Origin of the sequence: Microvirgula aerodenitrificans DSM 15089 (genome assembly GCF_000620105.1) — a bacterium.
GTDB lineage: Bacteria > Pseudomonadota > Gammaproteobacteria > Burkholderiales > Aquaspirillaceae > Microvirgula > Microvirgula aerodenitrificans.
Genome location: NZ_JHVK01000016.1, coordinates 50,095 through 73,778 on the forward strand (window position 1 = coordinate 50,095; position 23,684 = coordinate 73,778).

Here is a 23,684-nt window from a genome sequence, read left to right on the forward strand (position 1 = left end):
CGAAATAACTTGTCATGTCAGAAATGTGTTTTGATTATACAAACAAGTATAATGAAAAGCGTATCCTGGCTGCCCAGGCCACCGGCACAGCCGGGGCGGGGCGGACGAAGCGGCAATCCGGCGCAGTTGGCATGGCCGGATATCACTCACTATGATTCCATGACCGTGGGGTGGCTGCGCCAGGCTTCAAGGACCGGGCTCACAGTGGCATCAACAGTCGTCCGGTGTGCGTAACGCAGTTCCTTTCCAGGTGCGCCACATGACCCAAGACGCAAAAGCCGGACTGATGCAATGCTATCGGCAGATCGCATGGTGCCCCGCTGCCGGACACGACAACGACTGGCTGAAAGCGGTATTCAGGCAATATGGCGCCGGCAATGGCCGGATACTGGACCCGTTCTGCGGCTCGACCGGTCTGCCCCTTTGCGCCGCCATCCACGGCCTTGAAATCATCGCCGTGGATTCCGATCCGCTGGCGCGCATTTTCATTGAAGCCATCAGGGCCAATTACCGCTATTTCAAAGCGCTGGCCGTGTATCCGGCCGCAATCCCGGACCACGAGGCCCGTCAGGCGATCGTGCAGATCCAGCAGTCCGGCCAGTTCGATCACCACCCGGCGTCGGTTCTCGCCCTGCTGCACTGCGTCAGCCATATTGACCATTGCGCCTTCCCGGCCGACACCGGCGACCTGACAGACCGGTACGCGGCGATCAGGGCCGATGCGGAGGAATTTTTCTTCCAGCTCGAACCTTACCAGCTGGTCATCAGCAAGAATCTCGGCTATCAGGCCGTGGCGGTCGGTGCCCTTGCCATCCGCAACCAGGTGGACCTGTGCCTGTTCGATCCCCCCGGTTTCAGGGCGGAAGCGCCAGGCCGGGCATGGCAGACGGTGCGGGCTTTTCTCGGCCTCGCCCAGCCGTCTGCCGATCATGGCGAGGGCACTGGCGAAGAGGCGCTGCTCCCGCTGCTGGCGGCCTGCCACGACGCGCTGAAGGCGGGCGGCCACATGCTGTTTCCCCTCCCGGCCGATCACCACGCGCAGCAGGAAACGCTGCTTGCAGCCCTCCGCCGCCTCGGACTGGATGCCCGCGGCGAAGAACTGCAGGGCAGGCCTTTTCTGGCCCTGCAGAAGCCGGACCAGGCGAATGCGGCCTGAGCCCCGGCGCGAGAGCCCCTGCCCTAGCGGCGCCCGCGCTCGTACCAGGGCCGGGATGCATTGACGATGCGAACCACCACCAGCATCACCGGTACTTCGATCAGCACGCCGACCACAGTCGCCAGCGCAGCACCGGAGTGAAAACCGAACAGGCTGATGGCGGCCGCCACGGCCAGCTCGAAGAAGTTCGACGCACCGATCAGTGCCGACGGGCAGGCGATCGTGTGCCGCTCACCCACCATCCGGTTCAGCCAGTAGGCCAGCGCCGAATTGAAGAACACCTGGATCAGGATCGGTACTGCCAGCAAGGCGATGACCAGCGGCTGGCGGAGAATGGCCTCGCCCTGAAACGCGAACAGCAACACCAGCGTCAGCAGCAGTGCGGCCATCGACCACGGGCCGATCATTGCCATTGCCCGGTCGAAAGCCGCCTGTCCGCGGGCCAGCAGCGACCGGCGCCACAGCTGGGCCAGGATGACCGGCACCACGATATACAGTACGACGGACGTGAGCAGCGTGGCCCACGGCACCGTGATCGCCGAGATACCGAGCAGGAAAGCCACCAGCGGCGCAAACGCCACGATCATGATGCCGTCGTTGAGCGCGACCTGCGACAGCGTGAACAGCGGGTCGCCACCGGTCAGCCGGCTCCAGACAAAGACCATGGCCGTGCATGGTGCGGCGGCAAGCAGGATCAGACCGGCGACATAGCTGTCGATCTGGTCGGCGGGCAGCATCGGCGCGAACAGCTGGCGGATGAACAGCCAGCCCAGAAATGCCATCGTGAACGGCTTGACCAGCCAGTTCACGAACAGGGTGACACCAATGCCGCGGACATGCTGCCGCACCTCGTGCAGTGCGGAGAAGTCGACCTTGACCAGCATAGGGATGATCATCACCCAGATCAGCAGGCCAACCGGCAGGTTGACCCTGGCGACCTCCATCCGGCCGATGGCCTGGAACACATCGGGCAGCCACTGCCCGACCGCCACTCCGGCCACGATGCACAACCCGACCCACAGCGTCAGATAGCGCTCGAACACGCTCATCGGCGTTCCCGCCTCGTGCCGGGCGATCGTTTCGCATTGAACGGACATGACTGCGATTTCCTTTCGTGAAGCAGGCACGGCGGCGGCGCGAAGCCTGCCGCCGCGTCCCGGTCAGTCACCCAGCGCGGCCAGCCGCTGCAGGCCGACCGGCTCGTCGGCCTGCAGCGGCACGACGGCATAGCGTGATGCATGCCGGGAGGCCACCGCGTCGATACAGACCCGTTCATTGTGCGCACGCTGCCGCAGCAGCGGCGAACGGGGCGAGGCGCAAGCCAGGCTGTTGTTGATGATCCAGGCCCACGGCTCGATGCCCGCGCGGCGCAGGTCCGCCTGCAGGCTGGCGGCTTCGAGCACCGGCGTGGTTTCCGCCAGCGTGGTGATGATGACCCGGGTTTGCGCGGGATCCTGCAGCTGCATCATCGGTGTCGTGAAGTGCAGCTTGCTGTCCCCCATCTGCCGCACCATGTCACGGTGATAGGCTCCAGTGGCATCGAGCAGCAACAGCGTATGGCCGGTGGGGGCCGTATCCATGACTACAAAGCGCTTGCCGGCCTCGCGGATAATGCGGGAGAACGCCTGGAACACGGCGATCTCTTCCGTGCATGGCGAACGCAGGTCCTCTTCCAGCAGGGCCCGGCCCGCGTCATCCAGCAGCCGGCCCCGGGTCTCCAGCACATGCCGGCGATAGCGTGCAGTCTCCGCCTGCGGATCGATCCGGCTGACCGTCAGGTGCGCCAGCTCGCCCGCCAGCGTATCGGTCAGATGGGCGGCAGGGTCCGAAGTGGACAGGTGCACATCCCGTCCCCGCCTTGCCAGTGCCACGGCAATGGCGGCAGCCATCGTGGTCTTGCCGACCCCACCCTTGCCCATCAGCATGATCAGGCCATGACCGGCGCCGGCCAGCGCATCGATCAGTGATGACAGCGGCGGCGCCCGCAGCGCGTCCAGCGCCGGCGGCTCGCTCCCGGCCGGCAGCAACGAAGGCGCCAGCAGCTGGCGCAATGCATCCAGCCCGACCAGATTGAACGCCTTCAGCGCCAGCCGGTCCACCGGCAGGGACTGCAGCGCCGCAGGCATCGCCTGCAGCGCGGCCTGCTCGCGACGGACAATGGCCATGGCCAGCGGGTCCGCTACCGCTTCGTCAGGGTCGAGGATGCCATTGATGACCAGGAACTGGCGGCTCAGGCCCAGTGCATCCAGTTCGTCGTGGGTGCGTGCCACTTCCTTCAGCGCCGCGGCCTGGGCGCGCGTCACCAGCACCAGCCGGGTCCGCTGCCGGTCGGCCAGCGCCGCTACGGCGTCCCGGTACCGGGCCCGCTGTTTTTCCAGCCCGGCCAGCGGCCCGAGACAGGATGCCCCGTCCGGGTTGTGCTCCAGGAAGCCGCTCCAGGCGCCAGGCAGTTGCAGCAGGCGGAGGGTGTGCCCGGTCGGCGCGGTATCAAACACGATATGGTCATAGCAGGATTGCAGGCGCGTGTCCGTCAGCAGCGAGGTGAACTCGTCGAATGCGGCGATTTCCGTGGTGCAGGCACCGGAAAGCTGCTCTTCAATGCCGGCGACAACCGCCTCGGGCAGGACACCCCGTACCGGGTCGACGATGCGGGCGCGATAGGCAGCCGCCGCCGCTTGCGGGTCGACATCGAGTGCCGACAGGCCGCCCACGCTGCGAATGGCCGTGACATGACTGCCGATCGCCTGACCGAACACCTGCCCGACATTGGAGGCCGGATCGGTGCTGACCAGCAGCACGCGGCGCCCGGCATCGGCCAGCCGGATCGCTGCGGCGCACGCCAGCGAGGTCTTGCCGACGCCCCCTTTGCCGGTAAAGAACAGGAACAGTGGCGGGTTGTCGAGAAAATGCATGAAATATGGCTCCCGGATCAAGGTTGGCATCCTGTTCAGCAGCAGGACCCGCAACAGCCGCTATCACTGACCGGCAGCAGGCTGACCCCGGCCCAGCGCGCCAGTTCGGCCCGACGCGGATAACGGCCGGCCAGCACTACTTCGCCATCCAGCAGGACCAGCGGCAGCGCTTCCTGGCCCGACCGCTCAAGGAATCCCTTCACCGTGGCGTTGTCAGCAAACGCCATTGGCTGCAGGGCCAGATTGAAGCGCTGAACCTCAACGCCAGACTGCTTGCCGAGCCAGTCCAGGTCGGCTGAAACCTGCACCAGGGTTTGATCGGCTTCGATCCCGCATACGCCGGTGCTGCAGCACATGGCTGGGTCATAGATGGCAATTTTCATGTTGATGCTCCAACAAATATGGAAATATCGGGAAAAACTCAGCGGCCCTGTTCGCCGATGCGTGCCAGCGCGGCGCCGAACGCTGCACGGTCATGCGCCATTGCGTCCAGCGGCAGAGCCAGCAGCGCTTCGATCCGGACCCGCAGCAGGCGATAGGCCGACTCGAACGCCGCATCGATCTCGTCATCGCTGCCGGTCGCCCCGGCCGGGTCCTCGACCCCCCAGTGCGCCCGCACGACCGGGCCCGGATAGACGGGACAGGCTTCACCCGCCGCGCCGGCACAGACGGTGATGACGACATCGGGCGCCAGCGGCAGGGCATCCTGCGACTTGCTGTACAGCCCTTCCTGCATGAGCCCCTTGCGCTGCAGCAGCGCCAGCGAACGCGGATGAACATGGCCGGCGGGCCGGCTGCCGGCGCTCATCGCCCGAAGGCCGGCCGGCGCCAGGGCATTGAACGTGGCCTCGGCCAGAATCGACCGGCATGAATTGCCGGTGCACAGAAACAGGATATTCATGATTCACTTCGCTTTGCAGGCAGGAGAAAGCGGTGGCAGCAGCGGTTCGATCTGCGGCACGGCAGCGCGCATGCCGGCGCAGGCACCGGGCTGACCGGCACAGCACTCGGCGGTCAGGTAAGCGATCAGGTCCAGCATGAGCGGAATATTGGCCCGGTAGCGCTGGAAGCGGCCTTCCTGCTCGACACTCAGCAGACCGGCCCACACCATGCCCTTCAGGTGGAACGACAGGCTGCTGGGCGGGATATCGAGCTCGCAGGCGATCTGCCCGGCGACCATGCCTTCCGTCCCCATGCGGACCAGCAGACGGTACACGTCCAGACGCACCCCGGAGGACAGGGATTCGAAGAGAGTGACAGCAGTTTGTTTTTCCATTCGTTGATATTACGACAACAGTCGAAATGATGGCAACAGAATCCGGCCTCGGCCGGACACGTCACAATCCGCCGGAAAAATAGCGACTGGGCGACGCGCCCAGCACGCGGCGGAATACCGTACTGAAAGCGCTCGGGCTGCTGTAGCCCAGCTCCATGGCGACCCGGGTTACCGGCTCGCCGTGACCGAGGCGGACGACGGCCGCCAGCAGGCAGGCCTGCTGGCGCCACTCCAGATAGCTGATGCCGGTGTAGTGGCGAAACAGCCGGGTGAAGGTGCGCCGGCTCATCCCTGCCCGTGCCGCCATGTCGTCGATGCCGACATCCAGCGAGGGCTGCGCCAGCAGGTCACGGCACACCCGCGCCAGCCGGGGTTCGGCCGGCAGCGGCGCATTCAGCGACAGGGCCGGCATGTCCGCGATCTCGTACAGCAGCAAGCCCATCAGGTGGCCATCGCGGCTGTCGTCCGCATAGCGTGCGGGAATACTGACGGCCTTGTGCAGCAGTTGCCGCAACAGCGGCGACACGTCGAACACCTGGCAGTGGACCGGCAACCCCAGCCGGCGGGCCGCACTGGCACGGACATAGGTATTGAGCAGGGTGACCGGCCCCTGCATCCGCATCGAGTGCGTCAGGCCGGAAGGGACCCAGATCGCCCGCTGCGGTGGCACCACCCAGCTGCCCGCCCCGGTATGCACGGAAATGACCCCGCGATCGGCATAGGCAAACTGACCGCGCCGATGGGCATGCGCCGGGAACAGCTCGCCATCCGGATAGTCGCGCGCCGTCACCACGACATGGCGCGGCGACAGCGGGTACGGATCGGCGGCAGGATTTTCCATGGCCCGAATCTACTCATCATTGACCCTTCATTGCAAGCGGGCCAAATCCGGGAACGGCATAGTGCCAGCCATGCCGATGCGACTCCCGCCCGGCACCATGCTTACGGAAAACCCTGCCATGCAGACAAGACACCTGTTCCTGGCCGTTCTGGTCACCGCAGTCTGGGGATTCAATTTCCCGATTACCAAACTTGGCCTGGCTGCCATCGACCCGCTGCTGCTGACCGCCATCCGCTTCACCCTCTCGGCCCTGCCGTGGGTATTTTTCATCCGGCGGCCGCAGGTCGGCCTGCACTGGCTGGCTGGCTACGGGCTGATCTTCGGCGTGGCCATGTGGGCACTGATCAATCTGGGTATCGAACTTGGCGTTCCGCCGGGCAGCGCCGCGCTGCTGATCCAGTTCAGCGCGTTCTTCACGCTGGGCTGGGGGGTCTTGCTGTTTCGCGAAAGCCTGAGTCTGCCGCAGGTCGCCGGCCTGCTGCTGGCAGTGGCCGGACTGCTCGGCATTCTCGTTTCCAGCCCGGCCGGTGACACCCGGCTCGGCCTGGCACTGGTGCTGGTCAGCGCCCTGGCCTGGAGCATCGGCAATGTGATCATCAAGCTGTCCCGGGTTCGCGAGGTGTTCGCCTTTGTGGTCTGGGCCAGCCTGTTCGCCCCGCTTCCGCTGTTTCTGCTGGGCTGGCTGACGCACGGTGCGGCACCCTATGTCCGGCTGGCCGCGCAGCTGGACCGGGCCGCGGTGTTTTCGCTGCTGTTCCAGGTCTACGCGGCCACGCATTTCTGCTACTGGGGCTGGAATCTGCTGCTGCGCGAATATCCGGTATCACGCGTCGCACCACTGTCACTGCTGATCCCGGTCTTCGGCATTGCCGGTTCCATGCTGATCGCCGGCCAGCACCCCGGCACCACGGGCTGGATCTCCATGGCGCTGGTCCTGTCCGCACTGGCGATCAGCCAGATGAAAGGGCGAATGCTGGTGGGACGCCGCGCCGTCGGCTGACTGCCTGCCAGTCATGGCGCTTGCCAGCATTCGTCATATTCGATACGCTTGTCATTATATTAATTTGTATAATGAAAGAACTGCCATGAACCGTTTCTCCCTGCTGGCCTGCTGTGCGCTGATCTGCCTGCCGGCCTGGGCAACCGATGCCCCGGCCGTCGCCACCCCGCAAGATGCCGCCAACCTGCTGCTGACCCGTCTTGGCACGGCGCTGAAACAGGAAATGAGCACGCGCGGTCCGGTGTCGGCCATCAGTGTGTGCCGCGATCTGGCACCGAAGCTGGCCGGTGAGATCTCGCGCGAAACCGGCTGGAAAGTCACCCGGGTCAGCCTCAAGCCGCGCAACCCGATGCTGGGCATGGCGGACGAATGGGAACAACGGCAACTGCTCGACTTTGACGCCCGGGCCAGGGCCGGCGTGGCGCCGGCCACGCTGCAGCAAACCGCCATCGTCGGCATGCCGACCGGCAAGGTACAGCGCTACCTGAAGGCGATTCCGGTCCAGACACTGTGCCTGAGCTGTCACGGCAGCCGCGAGCAGATCCCGGCCGATGTCAGCCAGGCGCTGGCACGCGACTACCCGCATGACAAGGCCACCGGTTATCTGGAAGGCATGATCCGCGGTGCGGTGTCAGTGACCCGTCCGCTCGACTGAGCGAACGCCACGCAAGGCGGCAGGCTTGTTTACACTATGACAGTGGAAACCAACGCCCCGACCTGCACCATGGACACCATGATCTCCCCCGGAGACGCCCTTCACCCGCAGTCCGAGTGGCTGTTCCAGCCGCCCCCCGCGCTGGCGGACTGCGTCTGCCACGGGCTGATCAAGAACCTTCCCGGCGGACCGTACCTGCTGCCGGCCGGCCTGCAGCCGATCTTCCTGCTGGTGCTGGACGGTGGCATCCGCTTTCTGCATGCGAACCGGCAGCAGCAGATGGCCCGGCTCAATCTGTGCGGCGGCACCCAGGGCCCCCGCCAGGCATGGGCCGCGCCCGGCACCCGCATCCTGACCCTGTCGGTGAAGCCGGGGCAGTTGCGGCGACTGATCGACATGCCGGCGGCGACCATCGTCGACAGCCGGAGCCCGCTGGACACCCTGCTGCGGGGTGAGGATCTCGGCGAGCTGGCACGCTGCGAAACCGCGCTGGCCGCGACCCGCGACCCGTCGCAGCAGGTCGCCGCGTTCTTTCGCCTGCTGTTCAGCCTGCGCCGGCGCCGGGCCGGACTCGATGCAGACCTGCACCTGCCGATTGATCTGCTCGCCACGGCCCCCGGCGAACTGGCCGACCGCTTCGGCATCAGCCAGCGCCAGTTCGAACGCCGTTTTCTTGCCAGCTATGGCCAGTCGCTGCGCAGCTTCCGCCAGCAACTGCGCTGCAGCCGGCTGATTGCCGCCTGCATCTGCGGACAACGCCGCATCGACTCCTGGGCCGGACTGGCGGCCGAAGCCGGCTATTTCGACCAGTCCCACCTGCACCACGACCTGCAGCGCTTTACCGGCCATACCCCCGGCCAGCTGGCGGCCGGCCTTGCCCGCGACGATCCGGCGTTCTGGCCGTACCGGATCGCCTCCACCCGGATGGGCCAGCTGTTTGGTCCATCGGGCTATTGAGCCGCTGTCGTTTCGCTACAAGACCGGCCTGCCGGCCGAAAGCAGAATGGGCGGGTCTTCACTGCCCGGAACCTGCCATGCTGGACCACATTCCGCTCACCTCCCTGCTGCACCACGACCTGCCGGCCGGCGCCTATCAGGACTGCTGCATTGAAGCCCTGCCGGCCACGGTCAATATCGAGCAGGCGCTGCTTGCCTTTTTCGGCAGTTCTCCCGCCTGGCTGCTCGCCCTGATGGCGCTGCGCAACCGGCTGGTCACCCCGCTCGGACTGAAAACCGCCCGCGCGGCGCCCGGCCCTGTCCCGACGCCGTTCCGGGTCGGCCAGCGCATCGGCATTTTCCGCATCCTGGCACTCGACGAGCAGGAAGTGGTGCTGGGGGAAAACGACAGTCATCTGGATTTCCGCACCTCGCTGCAACTGCTGCACGGGCCGGCCGGCCCGCAGCTGGCCATGTCCATCTGGGTGAAAACCCACAATGCCGTCGGCGTCTGCTACTTCGCACTGGTCAGGCCCTTCCACCGCCTGATTGTCCCGATCATGGCCCGGGCCACCGTGCGTCGGCTGTGCGGGATTGCCGGGTGACGAGCACGGACGGCCCGCCACCGGAGCGGGCCTGCGGCCTCTTCTCACTCAGTAGTCAATGCCATACGCCAGGCTGAACGTCCGTCCACGCCCCTGAAAGTCGACGACCTCCGGGGCCACCATCCGGTCATAAAAGAGCCGGGCACGCTGACTCCACAGCGTCGGATACTGGCGATCGAACAGGTTCTGCACGCCGAAGTTCAGCGTGCCTCGTGGCAGCTTGTAGCTGCCAAGCAGATCGGCCAGCGTGAACCCCTCCAGCGTCTGCCTCCCGGCATCGCGCAACGGGAAACTCCGCACGCCCTGCAGGCGCAGTTGCAGTGGCCCGTCCTGCCAGTGCACGTGCAGCGTGGTCTTGGACGGGCTGGCAGTGGTCACGGACTGTTTTTGCCAGCGGCCACCCTGCTGTTCCCGGGACTGAATACCGAGGGCCGTCCCGCCCACGGTCCAGTGGGCATTCAGCAGATAATCGAGACGCCCTTCCAGGCCATGATTCCGGGTGCCCTGATCCAGCACACGGATGGCCAGCGTCGATTTCTGGAATTCGATGCTCCGGTCGGACCAGGCATGGAAGGCGGCGATCTGGCCCGACAGCTTGCCGACGCGCCCTCGCCAGCCCGCTTCCAGCTGCCGGGTCTTGATGCCCGCAAGCGGCGAACCCGTCACACTGACGCCCCTCTTCAGTGCCCAGTGCCCGCGATGTCCGCCGGATAGCGCATAGTCGCCCTGCCCATAGTATTTGGCCGGGTCGGGCAGCTCGAAACCCTCCGCATAATTCACGTAGTACTGATTGGCGGCATTGAAGCGGTACACCACGCCGGCATTCGGCAAGGTGACCGCATAGTGGTTCCTCCCCCCGGGAATCGCATCAGACGACGTGCCGATGCGATTGGCCATCAGTACCTGCTGGCGGGTATCGACAAAGTCATCCACGCTGATCGCCATGCGTTGATGCCGCAGCCCTGCGCTCAGACCCCAGCTTTCAGCCGGTTGCCAGTCGGACTGGATAAACAGCGAGCGGCCTTCCACCCGGAACCCGGGGTAGCGCCCGACTTCAGCCATGCGCCGGAACACGAGCCCCCCCGACGCCATTCCCCGCCGTGCATCGAACAGCACCTGCCGCGCCCGGAACTTCTCGCGGTCAAGATCGATCCCGTAAGTGAACCTGGCCGCGCCAAGCGACTTGACCAGTGCCACCTTCAGCGCCCGGGTGCCGGTGCGCTGACGCGATGTACTGTAGTACGGCACGCGTGGCGGCCTCACCGTCATGCCGGTGATAACACCAGGAAACGGATAGAAATCCAGTTTTTCACTGCGCCACGACCCCTGCAGATACAAATCCTGTCCCCCTGGCACCTGTGGCAGCACATAGTCGAACATCGCCATCGCGCGCGTCGAGCGCGGCACCACGTCCGACTGGAAGCCATCCCGGACCGCCAGCCATTCCGTCCGCCCGCGCAATGCGCCCGCGAGATTCGGTCCGAGATAGAGCGCCTTGTCGCCGTGAAAACCTGAATCGTAGTACTGCGTCGTCAGCTTCAGCCGCTGCCCGGCGGGCAGCCTGAAGTCCAGGTTGCCGAGGATGTCGAGCTGGCGGTTGTACTGCAGATCAGTCTGGGTGATATCGGGCGTGACCTGACGGCCTGCCGCGTCATAAGCCGCGCCATTGTGACGATAGGCCACCCCAAGTCGACCGGTCACCCGGTCATTGCCGGCGGAGACCGACTGCCCGGCGCGCCAGTCATGATCGCTGCCGGTTTCAAAACCGGAGCGCAACCCGAGTTCGGTATTGAAGTGCAGCCCCTCGGAGCCCCGCCGGGTCACGATATTGACGACACCACCGGACGCCCCGCCACCGTAGAGGGCGGTCGCGCCCGACAGCACTTCGATGCGGTCGATCTGGTACGGATCGATCGAATCGAACTGCCTGCTGACCGCGCGAGAACTGTTCAGCGACACCCCGTCGATCATCACCTGCATCGAGCGTCCCCGCAGGTTCTGGCCATAGTTGCTGCGCCCTTGCGGGCCAACATCGAGGCTCGGAACCAACTGGCCCAGCAGCACCTTGAGCGGCACGCCGGCACGCGCCTGCAGGGCAATCTCGTCAGCATCCACCACCCAGGTGCTGCGGGGCAGCTCGCTGATCCGGGTCGGCACCCGGGCGCCGGTCACCACAACCGTGTCCAGGGCCGAACCGCCAGCCTGGACGCAAGGACTGCCCAGTGCCAGCAGCAATGCGGCAGAGACAGGGCATAAACGAACATAGTGGGAATAAATGGGCATGGCTGTATCCCTGTACGGATTGGAATTTCACAGCTTTCCCCTGCCCGGCGGCAAACGGCATGGGCACGGCATGCGGCAAGCAGACGGCGTCCTGGCATCAGCGAAGCGCCTCCCCCGGTACCCGTGCCATTAATGACGCCAGAACCACACCAAGCCCAAGGAAGGCAGCCAGCCAGAACGGTGCCGAAGGGGACAGACCAAGCGTCCAGCCTGCCAGCACAGCCCCCAGGGCAAGTCCGGTGGTGTGCACCGTAGCCACCATGCCAGCCATCCAAGCCTGACCCGATTTGCCTGCAGCCTGCAGGGCACGTGCCGTGCAGTCAGGTCCAAGCAGCGCAGCAGCCACGCCCAGAGCCACAACCCCTCCCATTGCAGTCAGTGTTGTCGTTGCCTGCGCCAGCAGCATGCCTGCCAGAACCAGCCCCACACTTCCGGCCCGCAGCAGGCTGCGCCCCGGTTTGCAGTAAGGAACCACCCCGATCTGCAGTGCAGCCACCACCAGCGTGCCAGCGCTCAGCATCCAGCCCAGCTGTGAGGATGCCGTCGCCGCATCGAGTTTCATGCAGAGCATCAGCCAGGGGCCCAGCGCGTACTGCATCAGGCCAAATGCGGTCACGATAACCAGAGTCAGTACCGGCCAGCCAAGCAGCGCCTGCAGGTGCCAGTCAGGCCAGCCGGCGCATCCCGATTCTGCATGGCAGGGTACCGCCAGCGGCAGCATCAGCAGAACCGGCCAGGCTGACAGCGCTACCAGCAAAAAGGGGCCCGACGGGCTTAACCACAGGCTCCCTGCCACCAGTGCCGGTCCCAACGACCGGCCCAGCGCCAGTGCAGCAGAAAACCGGGACAGCACAGCTCGCTGCTGCCGCTGGCATGCGCCTGCGAGCAGCCAAGCCTGGCAGGTCGGCACCAGCCCTGACACCGTCAGTCCGTAAAGGAACCGACCAGCCAGCAGTGTTTTGCCCTGCCCTTCCCAGTCACTACCCTGCCCGAGTTGCCAGAACAGCAGCATGTGACTGAGCCCGAACCCTGCCAGGGCCACTGCAACGATGCAGCGCGGTCCCAAACGGCGAGAGAGGAGGCCCCAGCACGGCGCCCCTGCCAGAAATGCCAGCGAGCCAGAAGCCAGAATCATGGTGATGAACTCAAGTGCCAGACCGGTTCGCTGCATCAGTAACGGCAAAGTGGTCAGCAATGCTGTCTGCCCAATCCCCATCACCATGCCAGCAGCAGCCAATATCAGTTGCGTCCATTCACGCCCCCCGCCAGCCTTCTGCCCAGGTGCGCACTTCCCCTGTTCCATGCTCTCCCCCAGTCAGATCGGCACAGCCACCGCCGGACATTCTTTGCAACATCACCCGGATTTGCAAACAGGAATCATTGTCATTTAGCTTGATGGTACGCACCGTACCTATTCCTGGAACCCCACCATGAACACCCGCCCAGTCCTCAGCGAGCGCGCCTCACTGTCTGCATTCATGAACGCACTGTGGCGTGAATGGTCTCCTGCAAAACGCCTGCCGGCCGAGAACAGCAACCTGTCCGGTCAGGACGGAACGCTCTGCCTGCCGCTGACCCGTCCAGAGGGAGTGCTGCAGGTGCCATTGCAATATTTCTCCCTGTCGGGCCGGCATCGTTTTGACGGCACTGTTCACTTTGTTCCGGCTGGCGGTCCCGCTTTCGCTATTGATTTTGCCCAGACGGTCTCCCTGCTCGCAGGTGAACCAGCGCTGGCACCGGACATTGATGACAGCACACGCCGGCGCTTCCTTCTCCGTGTGCTGGACAGCGCAGCCACACTGCTTGATGCAGACGCGGACCACCAGGCCCCAAGCTGGCCTGATGCAGGTTTCCTCGCCGCAGAGCAAGGGCTGGTTTATGGCCATGCAGTTCACCCAACCCCCAAGAGCCGGGACGAATTCACCCGTGAAGACCACATTCGCTACAGCCCGGATTTCGGTGGGCACACTCCTCTGGTCTGGTTTGCCGTGCAGGCCGGGGCGCTGTGGCAAGCAAGGCCCGGCTCATCCTTCCTTCCCGATGCACTGATCACCAGCGATCCGGGACTATCCACCATGATGACCCGCTACCCGCACAGCGAGGGCTGGCAATGGCTGCCGGTCCATCCCTGGCAGGCTGGCGTGCTGCGCCGGGCCCCTGCCTATCATCACTGGCGCAGCCGCGACGCCCTGATTGATCTGGGAGAAGCCGGTACAGACTGGTTTCCGACATCTTCCTTGCGAACCCTGTATTCGCCACATGCACCGGCCATGCTGAAATTTTCACTGTCAGTACGCATTACCAATTCCAGACGCGTGCTGCGGATGGATGAGGTCATGCGCGGCCAGCTGGTCCGCGATATCTTCTCGAGCAAGCAGGGGAAGGCATTGCGCCATCGCTGCCCGACGCTCGGCATCCTGCATGAGCATGGTGCACTGGCGCTGACAACGCTGGACGGTCATCCCCTGGCAGAAAGTTTTGTCATTTTCCGTGACAACCCATTTCCGCCCGACTGCACGTCCTACGTCATGGCCACCTTGTACCAGGAAGGGGCAAACGGTACGGCATCAATGGTCAGCCGCCTGATCGTTGACCTTGCCGCGCAAGAGCAGCGCCCCCTCACCCTACTTGCCATGGAATGGTTTGACTGCTTCCTTTCCGTTGCACTCAAACCGCTGTTGATTGCCCAGGCTGACTACGGTTTTCTATTCAGCGCTCACCAGCAGAACACCGTGCTGACACTGAAGTCAGGCTGGCCTGCCGGCATCTGGCTCCGTGATGGGCAGGGCGCCGCATTTCATCCGGAAACCATCGCTGAACTCACCGGACAGATTCCCGGGATCAGGAGCGCCAGCACACTGGCTTTCAATGAAACCATGGCCAATCATCTGCTGGGCTATTACCTGATCGTCAACAATGTACTGAGTTTGATTGCCACGCTGGGGGCCGATGGCCTGGTAGACGAAATGCGGCTTGCTGAACGTCTGCGACACTCTCTGCTGGCGCTGCGACGCACCTCTCCCAGATTTCCGCACTTCATCGACTACCTGCTCGACTCTCCCATGCTGATGAGCAAAGGCAACTTCATGCTCAGCCTCCGTGGTCTGGACGAAACGGCAAATCCGGAGGACTCGTTCCGTTCGTACGTGCCGCTGCGCAATCCAATTGCTGCCGCAGCGAACCCGGAGAGTCATCAATGAGCGCCTTCTCGCTGTGTCTGCCAGACCAGAGACTGGCAGCAAGCACGATTCAGGACAGCCTTGTTACGCTGCAGGTCGGCAGTGTGACAATGGCCACCCTGCAGTTAAGCCGACCCGCAGCCAACAGTATTCTGCTGACTGGCCCGCTGCATCCCGAAACGCCCCCGCTGGCCTTGATGCCGCTATTGGCCGAACTGTTTTGCCATCAGCCATCGTTGCGCGATGTCATGCTCGATACCGGCTGCACGGACGAGTTCGCCGTGACGCTGGTGAGGATGGGAATAATGGGGAGGCGCATTGCCACGGCAAATGGCTGGCGGCTTGGCTGCAGCCGGGCGGTATTCTGGCAACAGCCACAGTTGTGGCTCCCCACCCCAGGGGTGTCCGGAGTTGCCACTGAATACGTCATGAGCCATGGCAGGCGCCATCCACGTCGCGCACCACAGCCACAAGGTGTGGTCTACCAACGCTATCTGCCCCGACAGGGATGCACGTTCACGCTCCGGGTTGCCAATATCCGCCGGGATCTACCGCTATTCCATGCCTGGATGAATATGGATCGGGTACATCGCTTCTGGACACTGGCAGGAAAGCGTGAAGCACATGCAGCTTATCTGCAGGCACAGATCGACGACGCGGGTGTTCTTCCACTGATGGGCGAGTTCGATGGAGAGCCTTTTGCCTATTTTGAGGTCTACTGGGCAAAAGAGGACCGACTGGCCCCCTTCTATGCAGCGCAGGATTTTGACCGTGGTTGCCATCTATTAGTTGGCAATAGCCGTCATGCCAGCAAAGGAAAGACCATCGCCTGGATGCGAGCGGTCAGTCATTACGTGTTTCTGGACGACTCTCGCACGCAAAGGCTGGTGGGAGAGCCACATATCGATAATGTCCGGTTTATCTCTCATCTGCAGAATCAGGGATTTGCCAAGCTAAAGGAGTTTGACTTTCCTCATAAGCGCGCGGCGCTGCTGATGCTTGAGCGGGAAGTATTCTTCGAACAGCATGGTCCGTGGGGTGAGGAATGAGGGCCAGCCGGGGCAATGAGCTGGGCCTGCTCGGCCTGCACGATCCGGATCTCTGGCGGCAGGCCAATGTCAATCTGATTGAAAAGGCCTTGGCCGAACTGTGTTATGAGGGGCTAATCACCGCTAGCCAATCGGAAAACGGCAGTCGTTTTTCAGTGTCTGTTCCGACAGGGGGTTACTGCTGGCAAGGTCGCTTGAATCGCTGGCAGCACCCCGTGATCCATCCCGGCAGTGTCATCCATATTGCAGATGGCAGCCCGGCAACAGATGCAATGACTGTACTGCACCGCGTGCTGGAAGGACGGGTGAAAAACCCGGCGACACTGGCCAATTACCTGAGCGAAACACTCAACACACTGGCCGCAGATACCCAGATGCTGGCGGCCCGGCGCGGACTGTGCGCTCGCGACTGGCTGGCTTTGCCATCTCACCACTTGCACAGCCTGCTTGATGGGCACCCGAAAGCAATCCCGTCAAAAGGCCGTATTGGCTGGAGCTTTATCGACAATCAGCGCTATGCGCCCGAACATGCCCCTGCTTTTCGCCTGCACTGGCTCGCCGTTCATCACTCACTGGCTGAACCCGTATATGCACCAGGCTGGACTGCCAGTCGTCTGCTGGAGGCCAGTTGCAATGAGGCCGAGCATAACCGGTTGTCTGGGCTGCTCCCCTCTTCTGAATACTGGACGATGCCCGTCCATCCCTGGCAATGGGAGGCCATGATTACCCGGCAGTTTGCAGGGCCAATTGCCGCAGGTGCCATGTTTCCACTAGGCGAGGCAGGAGACTGCTATGTTCCCCAGCCGTCATTGCGCACGCTCAGCAATATCGATCGCCCGGCCCGACCAGACCTGAAGCTGTCGCTTAGCCTGCTCACGACCTCGGCATATCGAGGCCTGTCAGCTCGACATCTGTCCCACTCCCCCATGCAGTCAATCTGGCTGCAACAGCTGCTGACCAGCGATCCCCTGTTGGCAGATTGCAACACAACAGCACTGAAAGAAGCAGCTACTGCCTTCATTCCCCACCCTGTCTACCACACACTTCCGGGCACTCCCTATCAGTTCGACGAGATGCTCGGCGCAGTCTGGCGCGAAAGCGCGCATTCGCACCTGGGTACTGGCGAACGCATCGTGATGGCCTCGGTCCTTCAGCAGAAGGATGACAGCGGCCACTCACTTGCCGCTGAACTGATCCATATGTCGGGTACCGGTGCAACACGCTGGCTGACGTTCCTGTTCGACCGGGCAGTCGTTCCGCTGTATCACTTGCAGGCACGCTACGGTCTGGGCTTCATCGCTCACGGTCAGAACCTCATGCTGCGTTTCCGGGATGAACTTCCGGTCGGCATCCTGCTCAAGGATTATCAAGGAGATCTGTTTCGCACTGATGAGGACTGGACCAGCCATCCCGGCTTGCCAGTGCAGGCATGGGATGCGTTGCCAGCCTTGCCTCCCCACTTCCTGATACATCACCTGTGGACCGGACTGTTCGCCAGTGTGTTCCGTTTCATGGCGCCACAACTGGAAATTGAAGGCGTATTCAGTGAAGACGCCTTCTATCGACTACTTGCCAAACGTTTGCAGATCTATCAGGACAGCCATCCGACACTTGCACCACGTTTTACCAGGTTGGGATTATTCAGTCACAAAATGCCTCTCCTGTCGCTGAATCGGGCCCGCTTTTCCCATGGCTATGGCGATATGGCCCAGCGCCCCGTTCATTCACCGGGCCCCTTGCTGGATAACCCCCTGATATTCGGAGCGCCATCCGGGAAATAGCCACTCGCCCTCTATTTCATTCTCGAATTCAGGAATCGTCATGTCCATTCACTTTGATGTCGCGGGTATCGGTGCGGGCCCTTTCAACCTCAGTGTTGCCGCCTTGCTGGCCCCACACGGAAGAATCCGCAGCGCCTTCTTTGACCGGCGCGAACAATTTGACTGGCATCCGGGCATGATGGTCGACGATGCAGCGATGCAGACCTCTTTTCTCAAAGATCTGGTTTTGTCTGCAGACCCTACTAGCGCATATTCTTTTATTGCCTATCTGGTAGCCAAACACCGCTTTCATCGCTTCATTCATGCCGGCTTTACCCATGTCCGACGATATGAGTTTGCCGATTACCTGCAGTGGGTGGCAGAAAAACTGCCTAACCTGCATTTCAAGCACGAAGTGCAAGAAATCAGGTGGAGCGAAAACGGTTTCCGCTTGCAATTCGACGGGAAGTGCGAACATGCCCGACATTTGGTTGTCGCCACCGGACTTACGCCCAACATTCCCGACTGGGCCCGTCGGCATGAACACCCGCGCTGCCTGCATTCCCATCACTATCTGGCGCGGGTTCCCGACGCGACAGGCCTGCGCATTGCGGTTGTCGGCGGAGGACAAAGTGGTGCCGAGGTCGTGCTTGACCTGATGTCTGGTCGACGTGGCCGGACACAATCGATCTGCTGGCTGTCACGGCGGCACACGCTGGAGGCACTCGACGAGGCACCGTTCAGTAACGAATTCTTCACCCCCAGCTATGTCAACGCGTTCCATTCGTTGCCAATGGCATGCAAGCCCGCGCTGATCAGGCAGCAAACATTGACTGGTAATGGCATTTCACACGAAACGCTCAGGCAGATTTACCAGACACTCTATCTGAGCAGCTTGCAGGAGGGCCGGGAACAAAGGCTGCGCATCCTTCCACACCGGGACGTAAGGGCAATGGAATGCCTCCCCGCTGGCGGCTGGATACTGGCTGCCCATAATGGCTTTGATGACCGGATCCATCACGTCGACGCTGATGTAGTGGTTCTGGCCACAGGTTATCTGACCCGGCTGCCCGCCTGCATCGAACCATTGCGGGGCCGGCTGAATATCGATCAGCAAGGGCATTTGCCGCTGCGTCATGATTTCTCGGTGCCCTAGGACGGGCCGGCTGACCACCATATTTTCGTGCAGAACGGCGGGCTTCACAGCCACGGCATCGCGGATCCACAACTGAGCCTGGCAGCCTGGCGCGGTGCAATCATCGCCAATGCCATTCTCGGTGAAGAGCGGTATGCAACGGCAGCCCCCCCCTTTCCCATCGAGTGGGCCAGCGAGGCCGCTCCCGGCTCGTGGAGCCAGCGTGGGCAGGACCACACATGAACACCATCCCCGGTTCCCTCCGGGCCTCCCGACTCAGCGTGGCATTGGCTGGCAAGCAGGTGCTGTCGGAGATTGACCTGGCTTTCCCCGATGCTCGGGTCAGCGCGCTGTGCGGCCCAAACGGTTGTGGCAAGAGCACGTTGCTCAGGGCGCTGGCCGGCCTGATCAGGCCGCAGGCCGGCAGCGTCTGGCTCGGCGACCGGCTCCTTTCTGCGATGACGGCACAGGAACGAGCACGGCATCTGGCAATACTGGGGCAATCTCCTCTGCTGCCCACCAGCATGACCGTTGCCGAACTGGTTGCCTGCGGCCGGTTCGTCCATACCGGGCTGACGGAAAGGATCAGCGACGGCAACCAGCGCTGGATCTCGTGGGCCATCAGTGCCAGCGGCCTGACTGCACTGCGTGACCAGCCGCTGTCACGGCTGTCGGGAGGGCAGCGCCAGCTCGCCCGGATCGCCATGGCGCTCGCACAGGGAAGCCATACGCTGTTGCTCGACGAGCCCACGACCTTTCTCGATGTTCATCACCAGATGGAAATCCTGCAGCGGATGCGTGCGCTCAGTCGCGAGCACGGTCTGACCGTACTCTGGGTGCTGCATGATCTGAATCAGGCTGCGGCCTTCTCCGAGCACATGGTGCTCATGCGCGATGGCCGCGTGCATGCCGAGGGTCCACCGGCCACCCTCGCCGTACCGGCAGTGCTGTCATCCGTATTTGGTGTGGACATGTGCGCCGGCCTGATCGACGGCCAGCCCGTCTGCCTGCCGCGCATGAGCACACCGGCGGAACAGCCACCATGCGTCCCCTGAGCACTCGTTGCAGCCATCCGTTCACATGGCTGCTGGGCGGCCTTCTGGTCGCAATCGGCTTGAGTCTGACCGGACCGCTGCCATCTGGCCGCATCACGCTGCAGACCTGGCTGAACGGCCATGTCGACGGAGACACCCTGTGGATCGCCTTCAGTCAGTTGCGTCTCCCCCGTGTCGCGGCAACGCTGATGGCGGGCGCAGCGCTGGGCATGGCGGGTTGTCTGCTTCAGGCACTCTCTCGCAATTTCCTGGCATCCCCCGGCGTGCTGGGCGTCACAGCAGGCGCCCAGCTGGGGTTGATCGCCACCGTGCTGCTGCCCGCAAGTCTGGCGCTGGCAACCGTACCGACGGTTTTTGCCGGTGCGCTGCTCGCCGTGCTGTTCTGCTTCGTCATCGCTGGCGGCTGGCGTGCCCATCCGCTGACGCTCGTACTGGCCGGCAGCGTGGTGTCACTGCTGCTGTCGGCCATGGTCAGCCTGATACTGGTACTGTTCGATCAGCACGTGGCGGGGGTTGCACTGTGGAGTGCGGGCTCGCTGTTTCAGTCCGGCTGGACGGGTGTGACCGGTGGTCTGCCCTGGTTCATGCTGGCCACCGCCATGGCCTGGCGCAACCGCAACCAGTTGCAACTACTGGCGCTCGGGGATGACAGTGCCGCCAGCGTGGGGCTGAACGTCGATCGCCTCCGCCGCCGGCTGTTGCTGATTGCCTCGCTACTTTCAGCCGTGGCCATGACCCTGGCGGGACCACTGGGGCTGGTCGGGCTGCTCGCGCCCAATCTGCTGCGCCTGGCCGGGATCAGCCAGCCGGCCCGGCTGCTGCCGGGTGCCGGACTGACCGGGGCACTACTGCTTGCATTTGCAGATCCGCTCGCTGACTGGCTCGGCGATACCAGCCGCAGCCTGCTGCCGCTGGGCGTCGCCACGGCAGTGGCCGGGACGCCATTACTGCTGTGGCTGATCGGCAAGCAGGCGTCCGCCGGACTGCCCGTGCCGACACGATTCCCGGACAGTCGCCCTCCGTTTCCGCATGCATCCTTCCTTACGCTGGCCATCCTGCCGCCGGTTGCCCTGCTGGGTCTGCAACTGACGCCGGACCAGTTGCTCGACGGCTGGCGAAACCCATCCAGCCTTGCCGGGCTGTTGTTCGATCTGCGCGGACCGCGCGTTGGCGTAGCCATGCTGGCCGGGACACTGCTGGCAGCCAGCGGCGTGCTGCTGCAGGGCGTGGTACGCAACCCGCTGGCCGGTCCCGAACTGCTCGGGCTGAGCCAGGGTGCGGCACTGGCGATATTGCTGTCGCTGGTCTGGTTTCCGGATCCGGCATGGCATGTCCGCCTGCCCTTTTCCCTGATCGGGGTCGGCAGCCTGCTCAGCATCCTGTTGTGGGTCACCCGCAAACAACAATGGGCGCCGATGCAGCTGGCGCTCGGCGGCATGGCACTGGCCACCCTGTGCAGCGCATTCGGCACCCTGATTGTTGCCCAGTCGAAGTTGCAACCGGCCCAGGCCGTGACCTGGCTGGTGGGCAGCAGCTATGGTCGAGGCTGGGCCGAAGCCGGCCTGCTGCTCGCTGGTTGCGTGACGCTGCTGCCGCTGGCCTACCGCCAGGCGAGAGCACTCGACCTGCTGGAGCTCGGAGACGAAACCGCAACCAGCCTTGGCCTGGCGGTCTCATCGGTCCGCCTGCGACTGCTCGGCATCGCCTGCGTGCTGGCCGGACTGGTCGTCGCCTGCGCCGGCCCGGCGGGTTTTGTCGGACTGGTCGCGCCGCACATGGCGCGCCGGCTGGGGGCTGGCCGGCATCGGCCGCGGCTGGTGCTGGCCATGTCGCTGGGGGCCATTCTGTGCGGACTGGCCGACCTGCTCGGACGCACCCTGCTGGCACCGCAGGATCTGCCGTTCGGTCTGATCACCACCTTGATCGGCGCACCGGTCTTTCTTTGCCAGTTGATGTATGCACGGAAGGCAACATGAGCCCGCCCGATCCTCGTCGCTGGCTGACCGGCCCGCTGGCCCCTTACGCTCGTTGCGTAGTACTGGAACCGGATGGTGCCAGTGAAATGGCGGTTGGTATGCTGCGAGACCCGGAAAACATTGCAGCAGCAATGGCGCGCTATGCCTCCAGGCATGCCACCGCCCCGCGCCGTGCGCTGGTCTCCCAGTGGCTGAAGCGGTACCTCGCCTGCCTGCTGATCCCGCAACTGGCATTGCTGCAGCATGGCTGGCGCTTGCCGCAGGAGATCAGCGCACTGTCGCTGCGGATGGGTCCGGATGGAGAGGCCTGCGCCTTCCGTTATGCATATGTCGGCGCACCGCTGCAGGATGACACGGACCGCTGGAGCGAACTCCTGTTTGACCACCTTGCCCCGCTGATCGCGGCACTGGCCAGCCACGGCCGGCTCGCACCCCGCGTGCTGTGGAACAACCTCGGCAATCTGCTCGATGCAATTTTCTCCAGACTGCCGTCATCCAGTGAAGCAGACCGGCTCTTTCTGCTGGAAGCCGGGCACTGGCTCCTGCCGGACGGATCAGGAAACACGCTTCGCAACCCGATGCGATATCCCGTCCGCCATATCGCCCCACTGCTGCCCGAGGTCCGGACAACTCCGACCCGCTTGCGCCGCCTGTGCTGCCTGCGGCACGAAATTCCCGGCATGGTGTATTGCGCCAGCTGCCCGCACCTTGAGCATCTCGATCGGACTGAACTGCATGCCCTCCTTGAACACTGGCAGCGACAGGATTAGCCGCCGCCGGTTGCTGTTCGCCACGGCCCTGGCCGCGCTGCCTTCACAGGCTCGCACTCCCCTGCAGCATCGACAGCCCCGGGTGATCACTCTCGAGTATCACGCTACGGAAATGGTCCTGGCGCTGGGCGTCACGCCGGTAGGGGTTGCCGATACCGGCGGCTACAGCCGCTGGGTCGGTGTGGAAAAGGCACGGCTCGCCACTGCCATCAATGTTGGCAATCGGCAACAGCCATCGCTGGAAGCCATCGCCATGCTACGCCCGGACCTGATCGTGGCAGTCGACTTCCGGCATGCATCGCTGAAAGCCCTGCTGGAGCGCATTGCTCCGACCCTGATGTTGTCCAGCAGTGAACGTGAAGGACTCGCCGCCGTATTCGAGGACCATCGTCAACTTGCCCTGACACTGGGTCTGGAAACGCGCGCAGGGCTTGCGCTGACAGTACTGGACGACTGTCTCGCCAGAGAGCGGAACCGACTGGCTGCGGCGGGCTGGGCCGGCAAGCCACTGGCCATCCTGCAGCACATCGCCGGTGTGCCGCAGATGTGGGCCTTCGCCGGCAACAGTGTGCCGGGTGGCGTGCAGAAGGCACTGGGCCTTGGCGGCCCGTGGCTGCACGAGCGCGCGCGGCAGGGAATCACGGTCAAAACAGTTGAGGAACTGCTGGTTCTGGACGTCACCCTTGCCCTGCTCGGCGGCGCCCCCCCGCAGACGCCGGTATGGAAGCAGGCACCCGCCGTTCGGCACGAACGGCTGCTGGTTCTGCCTGACGGTCTGTGGCCATTTGGCGGACCGGTATCGACGGTCCGGCTGGTGCGGGCACTGAGCACCGCCTTGCTGCGTCGGGGGCATGCGGACCGGCCATAGTGACATTCCGCAAGAAACCGGCTGGTTTATAGCGTCAAAAAGCAGGCTGGAACAGGAGGAGACCCCATGATCACGCAGGCCGACCCCGCGACTGCCCAGCGCTGCACCGGCACGCCGACCGTCATCGTCCATGACAACCGTTGTCTCACCGTTCGCACCATCCGCTACAACCGGACCGGAGACGAAGACGGCGATGCGGACGAATGCGTTCGATGCGGACGGGGCCAC

At 63.8% G+C, this 23,684-nt stretch carries 21 protein-coding genes; 13 read left to right on the forward strand and 8 right to left on the reverse strand.

Features of this window, described 5'->3' with window-relative positions:
• Positions 1 to 259 precede the first annotated feature (259 nt).
• Positions 260 to 1,156, forward strand: a complete 897-nt coding sequence (locus Q352_RS0113300; RefSeq protein ID WP_112692463.1) for a TRM11 family methyltransferase — start codon at positions 260 to 262, stop codon at positions 1,154 to 1,156.
• 23 nt (positions 1,157 to 1,179) lie between these two features.
• Here the strand turns inward: Q352_RS0113300 and arsB are convergent, their stop codons facing one another.
• The 6 genes from arsB to Q352_RS0113330 form a co-directional block, all read right to left on the reverse strand.
• Positions 1,180 to 2,253 (reverse strand): ACR3 family arsenite efflux transporter, encoded by a 1,074-nt coding sequence (gene arsB / locus Q352_RS0113305; RefSeq protein ID WP_028499769.1) that lies wholly within the window; start codon positions 2,251 to 2,253, stop codon positions 1,180 to 1,182.
• Positions 2,254 to 2,316: 63 nt separating this feature from the next.
• Positions 2,317 to 4,068, reverse strand: coding sequence for an arsenical pump-driving ATPase (arsA, locus tag Q352_RS0113310; RefSeq protein WP_028499770.1), 1,752 nt, complete (start codon positions 4,066 to 4,068; stop codon positions 2,317 to 2,319).
• Positions 4,069 to 4,103: 35 nt separating this feature from the next.
• Positions 4,104 to 4,451 carry an arsenite efflux transporter metallochaperone ArsD gene (arsD, locus tag Q352_RS0113315; protein WP_028499771.1) on the reverse strand — a complete coding sequence of 116 codons (348 nt, stop codon included), beginning with the start codon at positions 4,449 to 4,451 and terminating at the stop codon, positions 4,104 to 4,106.
• Between the two features lie 38 nt (positions 4,452 to 4,489).
• Entirely contained in the window at positions 4,490 to 4,969 is a 480-nt protein-coding gene (locus Q352_RS0113320) for an arsenate reductase ArsC (protein ID WP_028499772.1), read from the reverse strand.
• 3 nt (positions 4,970 to 4,972) lie between these two features.
• The gene (locus Q352_RS0113325) at positions 4,973 to 5,344 is read right to left on the reverse strand and encodes an ArsR/SmtB family transcription factor (RefSeq protein WP_028499773.1); all 372 of its coding nucleotides are present in this window, start codon (positions 5,342 to 5,344) and stop codon (positions 4,973 to 4,975) included.
• 61 nt (positions 5,345 to 5,405) lie between these two features.
• Positions 5,406 to 6,185 (reverse strand): AraC family transcriptional regulator, encoded by a 780-nt coding sequence (locus Q352_RS0113330; RefSeq protein WP_028499774.1) that lies wholly within the window; start codon positions 6,183 to 6,185, stop codon positions 5,406 to 5,408.
• A gap of 118 nt (positions 6,186 to 6,303) precedes the next feature.
• Between Q352_RS0113330 and Q352_RS0113335 the strand changes: the two genes are divergently transcribed.
• The 4 genes from Q352_RS0113335 (at position 6,304) to Q352_RS21110 (ending at position 9,381) form a co-directional block, all read left to right on the forward strand.
• Complete coding sequence (locus Q352_RS0113335; protein WP_028499775.1) at positions 6,304 to 7,185, forward strand: EamA family transporter; 882 nt, start codon at positions 6,304 to 6,306, stop codon at positions 7,183 to 7,185.
• A gap of 85 nt (positions 7,186 to 7,270) precedes the next feature.
• The gene (locus tag Q352_RS0113340; RefSeq protein ID WP_028499776.1) at positions 7,271 to 7,840 is read left to right on the forward strand and encodes a Tll0287-like domain-containing protein; all 570 of its coding nucleotides are present in this window, start codon (positions 7,271 to 7,273) and stop codon (positions 7,838 to 7,840) included.
• 36 nt (positions 7,841 to 7,876) lie between these two features.
• Complete coding sequence (locus Q352_RS0113345; RefSeq protein ID WP_028499777.1) at positions 7,877 to 8,797, forward strand: helix-turn-helix domain-containing protein; 921 nt, start codon at positions 7,877 to 7,879, stop codon at positions 8,795 to 8,797.
• 77 nt (positions 8,798 to 8,874) lie between these two features.
• A complete protein-coding gene (locus Q352_RS21110) occupies positions 8,875 to 9,381 on the forward strand; it encodes a DUF2867 domain-containing protein (protein ID WP_051528950.1) in 507 nt (168 codons plus the stop codon).
• A gap of 48 nt (positions 9,382 to 9,429) precedes the next feature.
• On the opposite strand, the gene Q352_RS24315 is transcribed toward Q352_RS21110, so the two are convergent.
• Together Q352_RS24315 and Q352_RS22380 are read right to left on the reverse strand one after the other, a co-directional pair.
• Complete coding sequence (locus tag Q352_RS24315; RefSeq protein WP_028499778.1) at positions 9,430 to 11,664, reverse strand: TonB-dependent receptor; 2,235 nt, start codon at positions 11,662 to 11,664, stop codon at positions 9,430 to 9,432.
• A gap of 97 nt (positions 11,665 to 11,761) precedes the next feature.
• Positions 11,762 to 12,967, reverse strand: a complete 1,206-nt coding sequence (locus Q352_RS22380; RefSeq protein WP_028499779.1) for an MFS transporter — start codon at positions 12,965 to 12,967, stop codon at positions 11,762 to 11,764.
• Between the two features lie 127 nt (positions 12,968 to 13,094).
• On the opposite strand from Q352_RS22380, the gene Q352_RS22865 reads away from it, so the two are divergent.
• From Q352_RS22865 to Q352_RS21140, 8 genes are all read left to right on the forward strand, one after another.
• Positions 13,095 to 14,864 carry an IucA/IucC family protein gene (locus Q352_RS22865; protein WP_084300173.1) on the forward strand — a complete coding sequence of 590 codons (1,770 nt, stop codon included), beginning with the start codon at positions 13,095 to 13,097 and terminating at the stop codon, positions 14,862 to 14,864.
• Entirely contained in the window at positions 14,861 to 15,892 is a 1,032-nt protein-coding gene (locus Q352_RS0113370) for a GNAT family N-acetyltransferase (protein ID WP_028499780.1), read from the forward strand. The genes Q352_RS22865 and Q352_RS0113370 overlap by 4 nt, the downstream gene beginning before the upstream one ends.
• Positions 15,889 to 17,673 carry an IucA/IucC family protein gene (locus Q352_RS22870; protein WP_084300175.1) on the forward strand — a complete coding sequence of 595 codons (1,785 nt, stop codon included), beginning with the start codon at positions 15,889 to 15,891 and terminating at the stop codon, positions 17,671 to 17,673. The genes Q352_RS0113370 and Q352_RS22870 overlap by 4 nt, the downstream gene beginning before the upstream one ends.
• Before the next feature lie 40 nt (positions 17,674 to 17,713).
• Complete coding sequence (locus Q352_RS22875) at positions 17,714 to 18,808, forward strand: lysine N(6)-hydroxylase/L-ornithine N(5)-oxygenase family protein (protein WP_084300177.1); 1,095 nt, start codon at positions 17,714 to 17,716, stop codon at positions 18,806 to 18,808.
• A gap of 218 nt (positions 18,809 to 19,026) precedes the next feature.
• Positions 19,027 to 19,842 carry an ABC transporter ATP-binding protein gene (locus tag Q352_RS21130; RefSeq protein WP_051528954.1) on the forward strand — a complete coding sequence of 272 codons (816 nt, stop codon included), beginning with the start codon at positions 19,027 to 19,029 and terminating at the stop codon, positions 19,840 to 19,842.
• Positions 19,830 to 21,818 carry an iron ABC transporter permease gene (locus Q352_RS21135; protein WP_051528955.1) on the forward strand — a complete coding sequence of 663 codons (1,989 nt, stop codon included), beginning with the start codon at positions 19,830 to 19,832 and terminating at the stop codon, positions 21,816 to 21,818. Before Q352_RS21130 ends, Q352_RS21135 begins: the two co-directional genes overlap by 13 nt.
• Positions 21,815 to 22,588: a siderophore-iron reductase FhuF gene (fhuF, locus tag Q352_RS0113400; protein WP_084300179.1), complete on the forward strand. Its 774-nt coding sequence runs from the start codon at positions 21,815 to 21,817 to the stop codon at positions 22,586 to 22,588. The genes Q352_RS21135 and fhuF overlap by 4 nt, the downstream gene beginning before the upstream one ends.
• Positions 22,554 to 23,456, forward strand: coding sequence for an ABC transporter substrate-binding protein (locus Q352_RS21140; protein WP_084300181.1), 903 nt, complete (start codon positions 22,554 to 22,556; stop codon positions 23,454 to 23,456). Before fhuF ends, Q352_RS21140 begins: the two co-directional genes overlap by 35 nt.
• Positions 23,457 to 23,684: the final 228 nt, after the last annotated feature.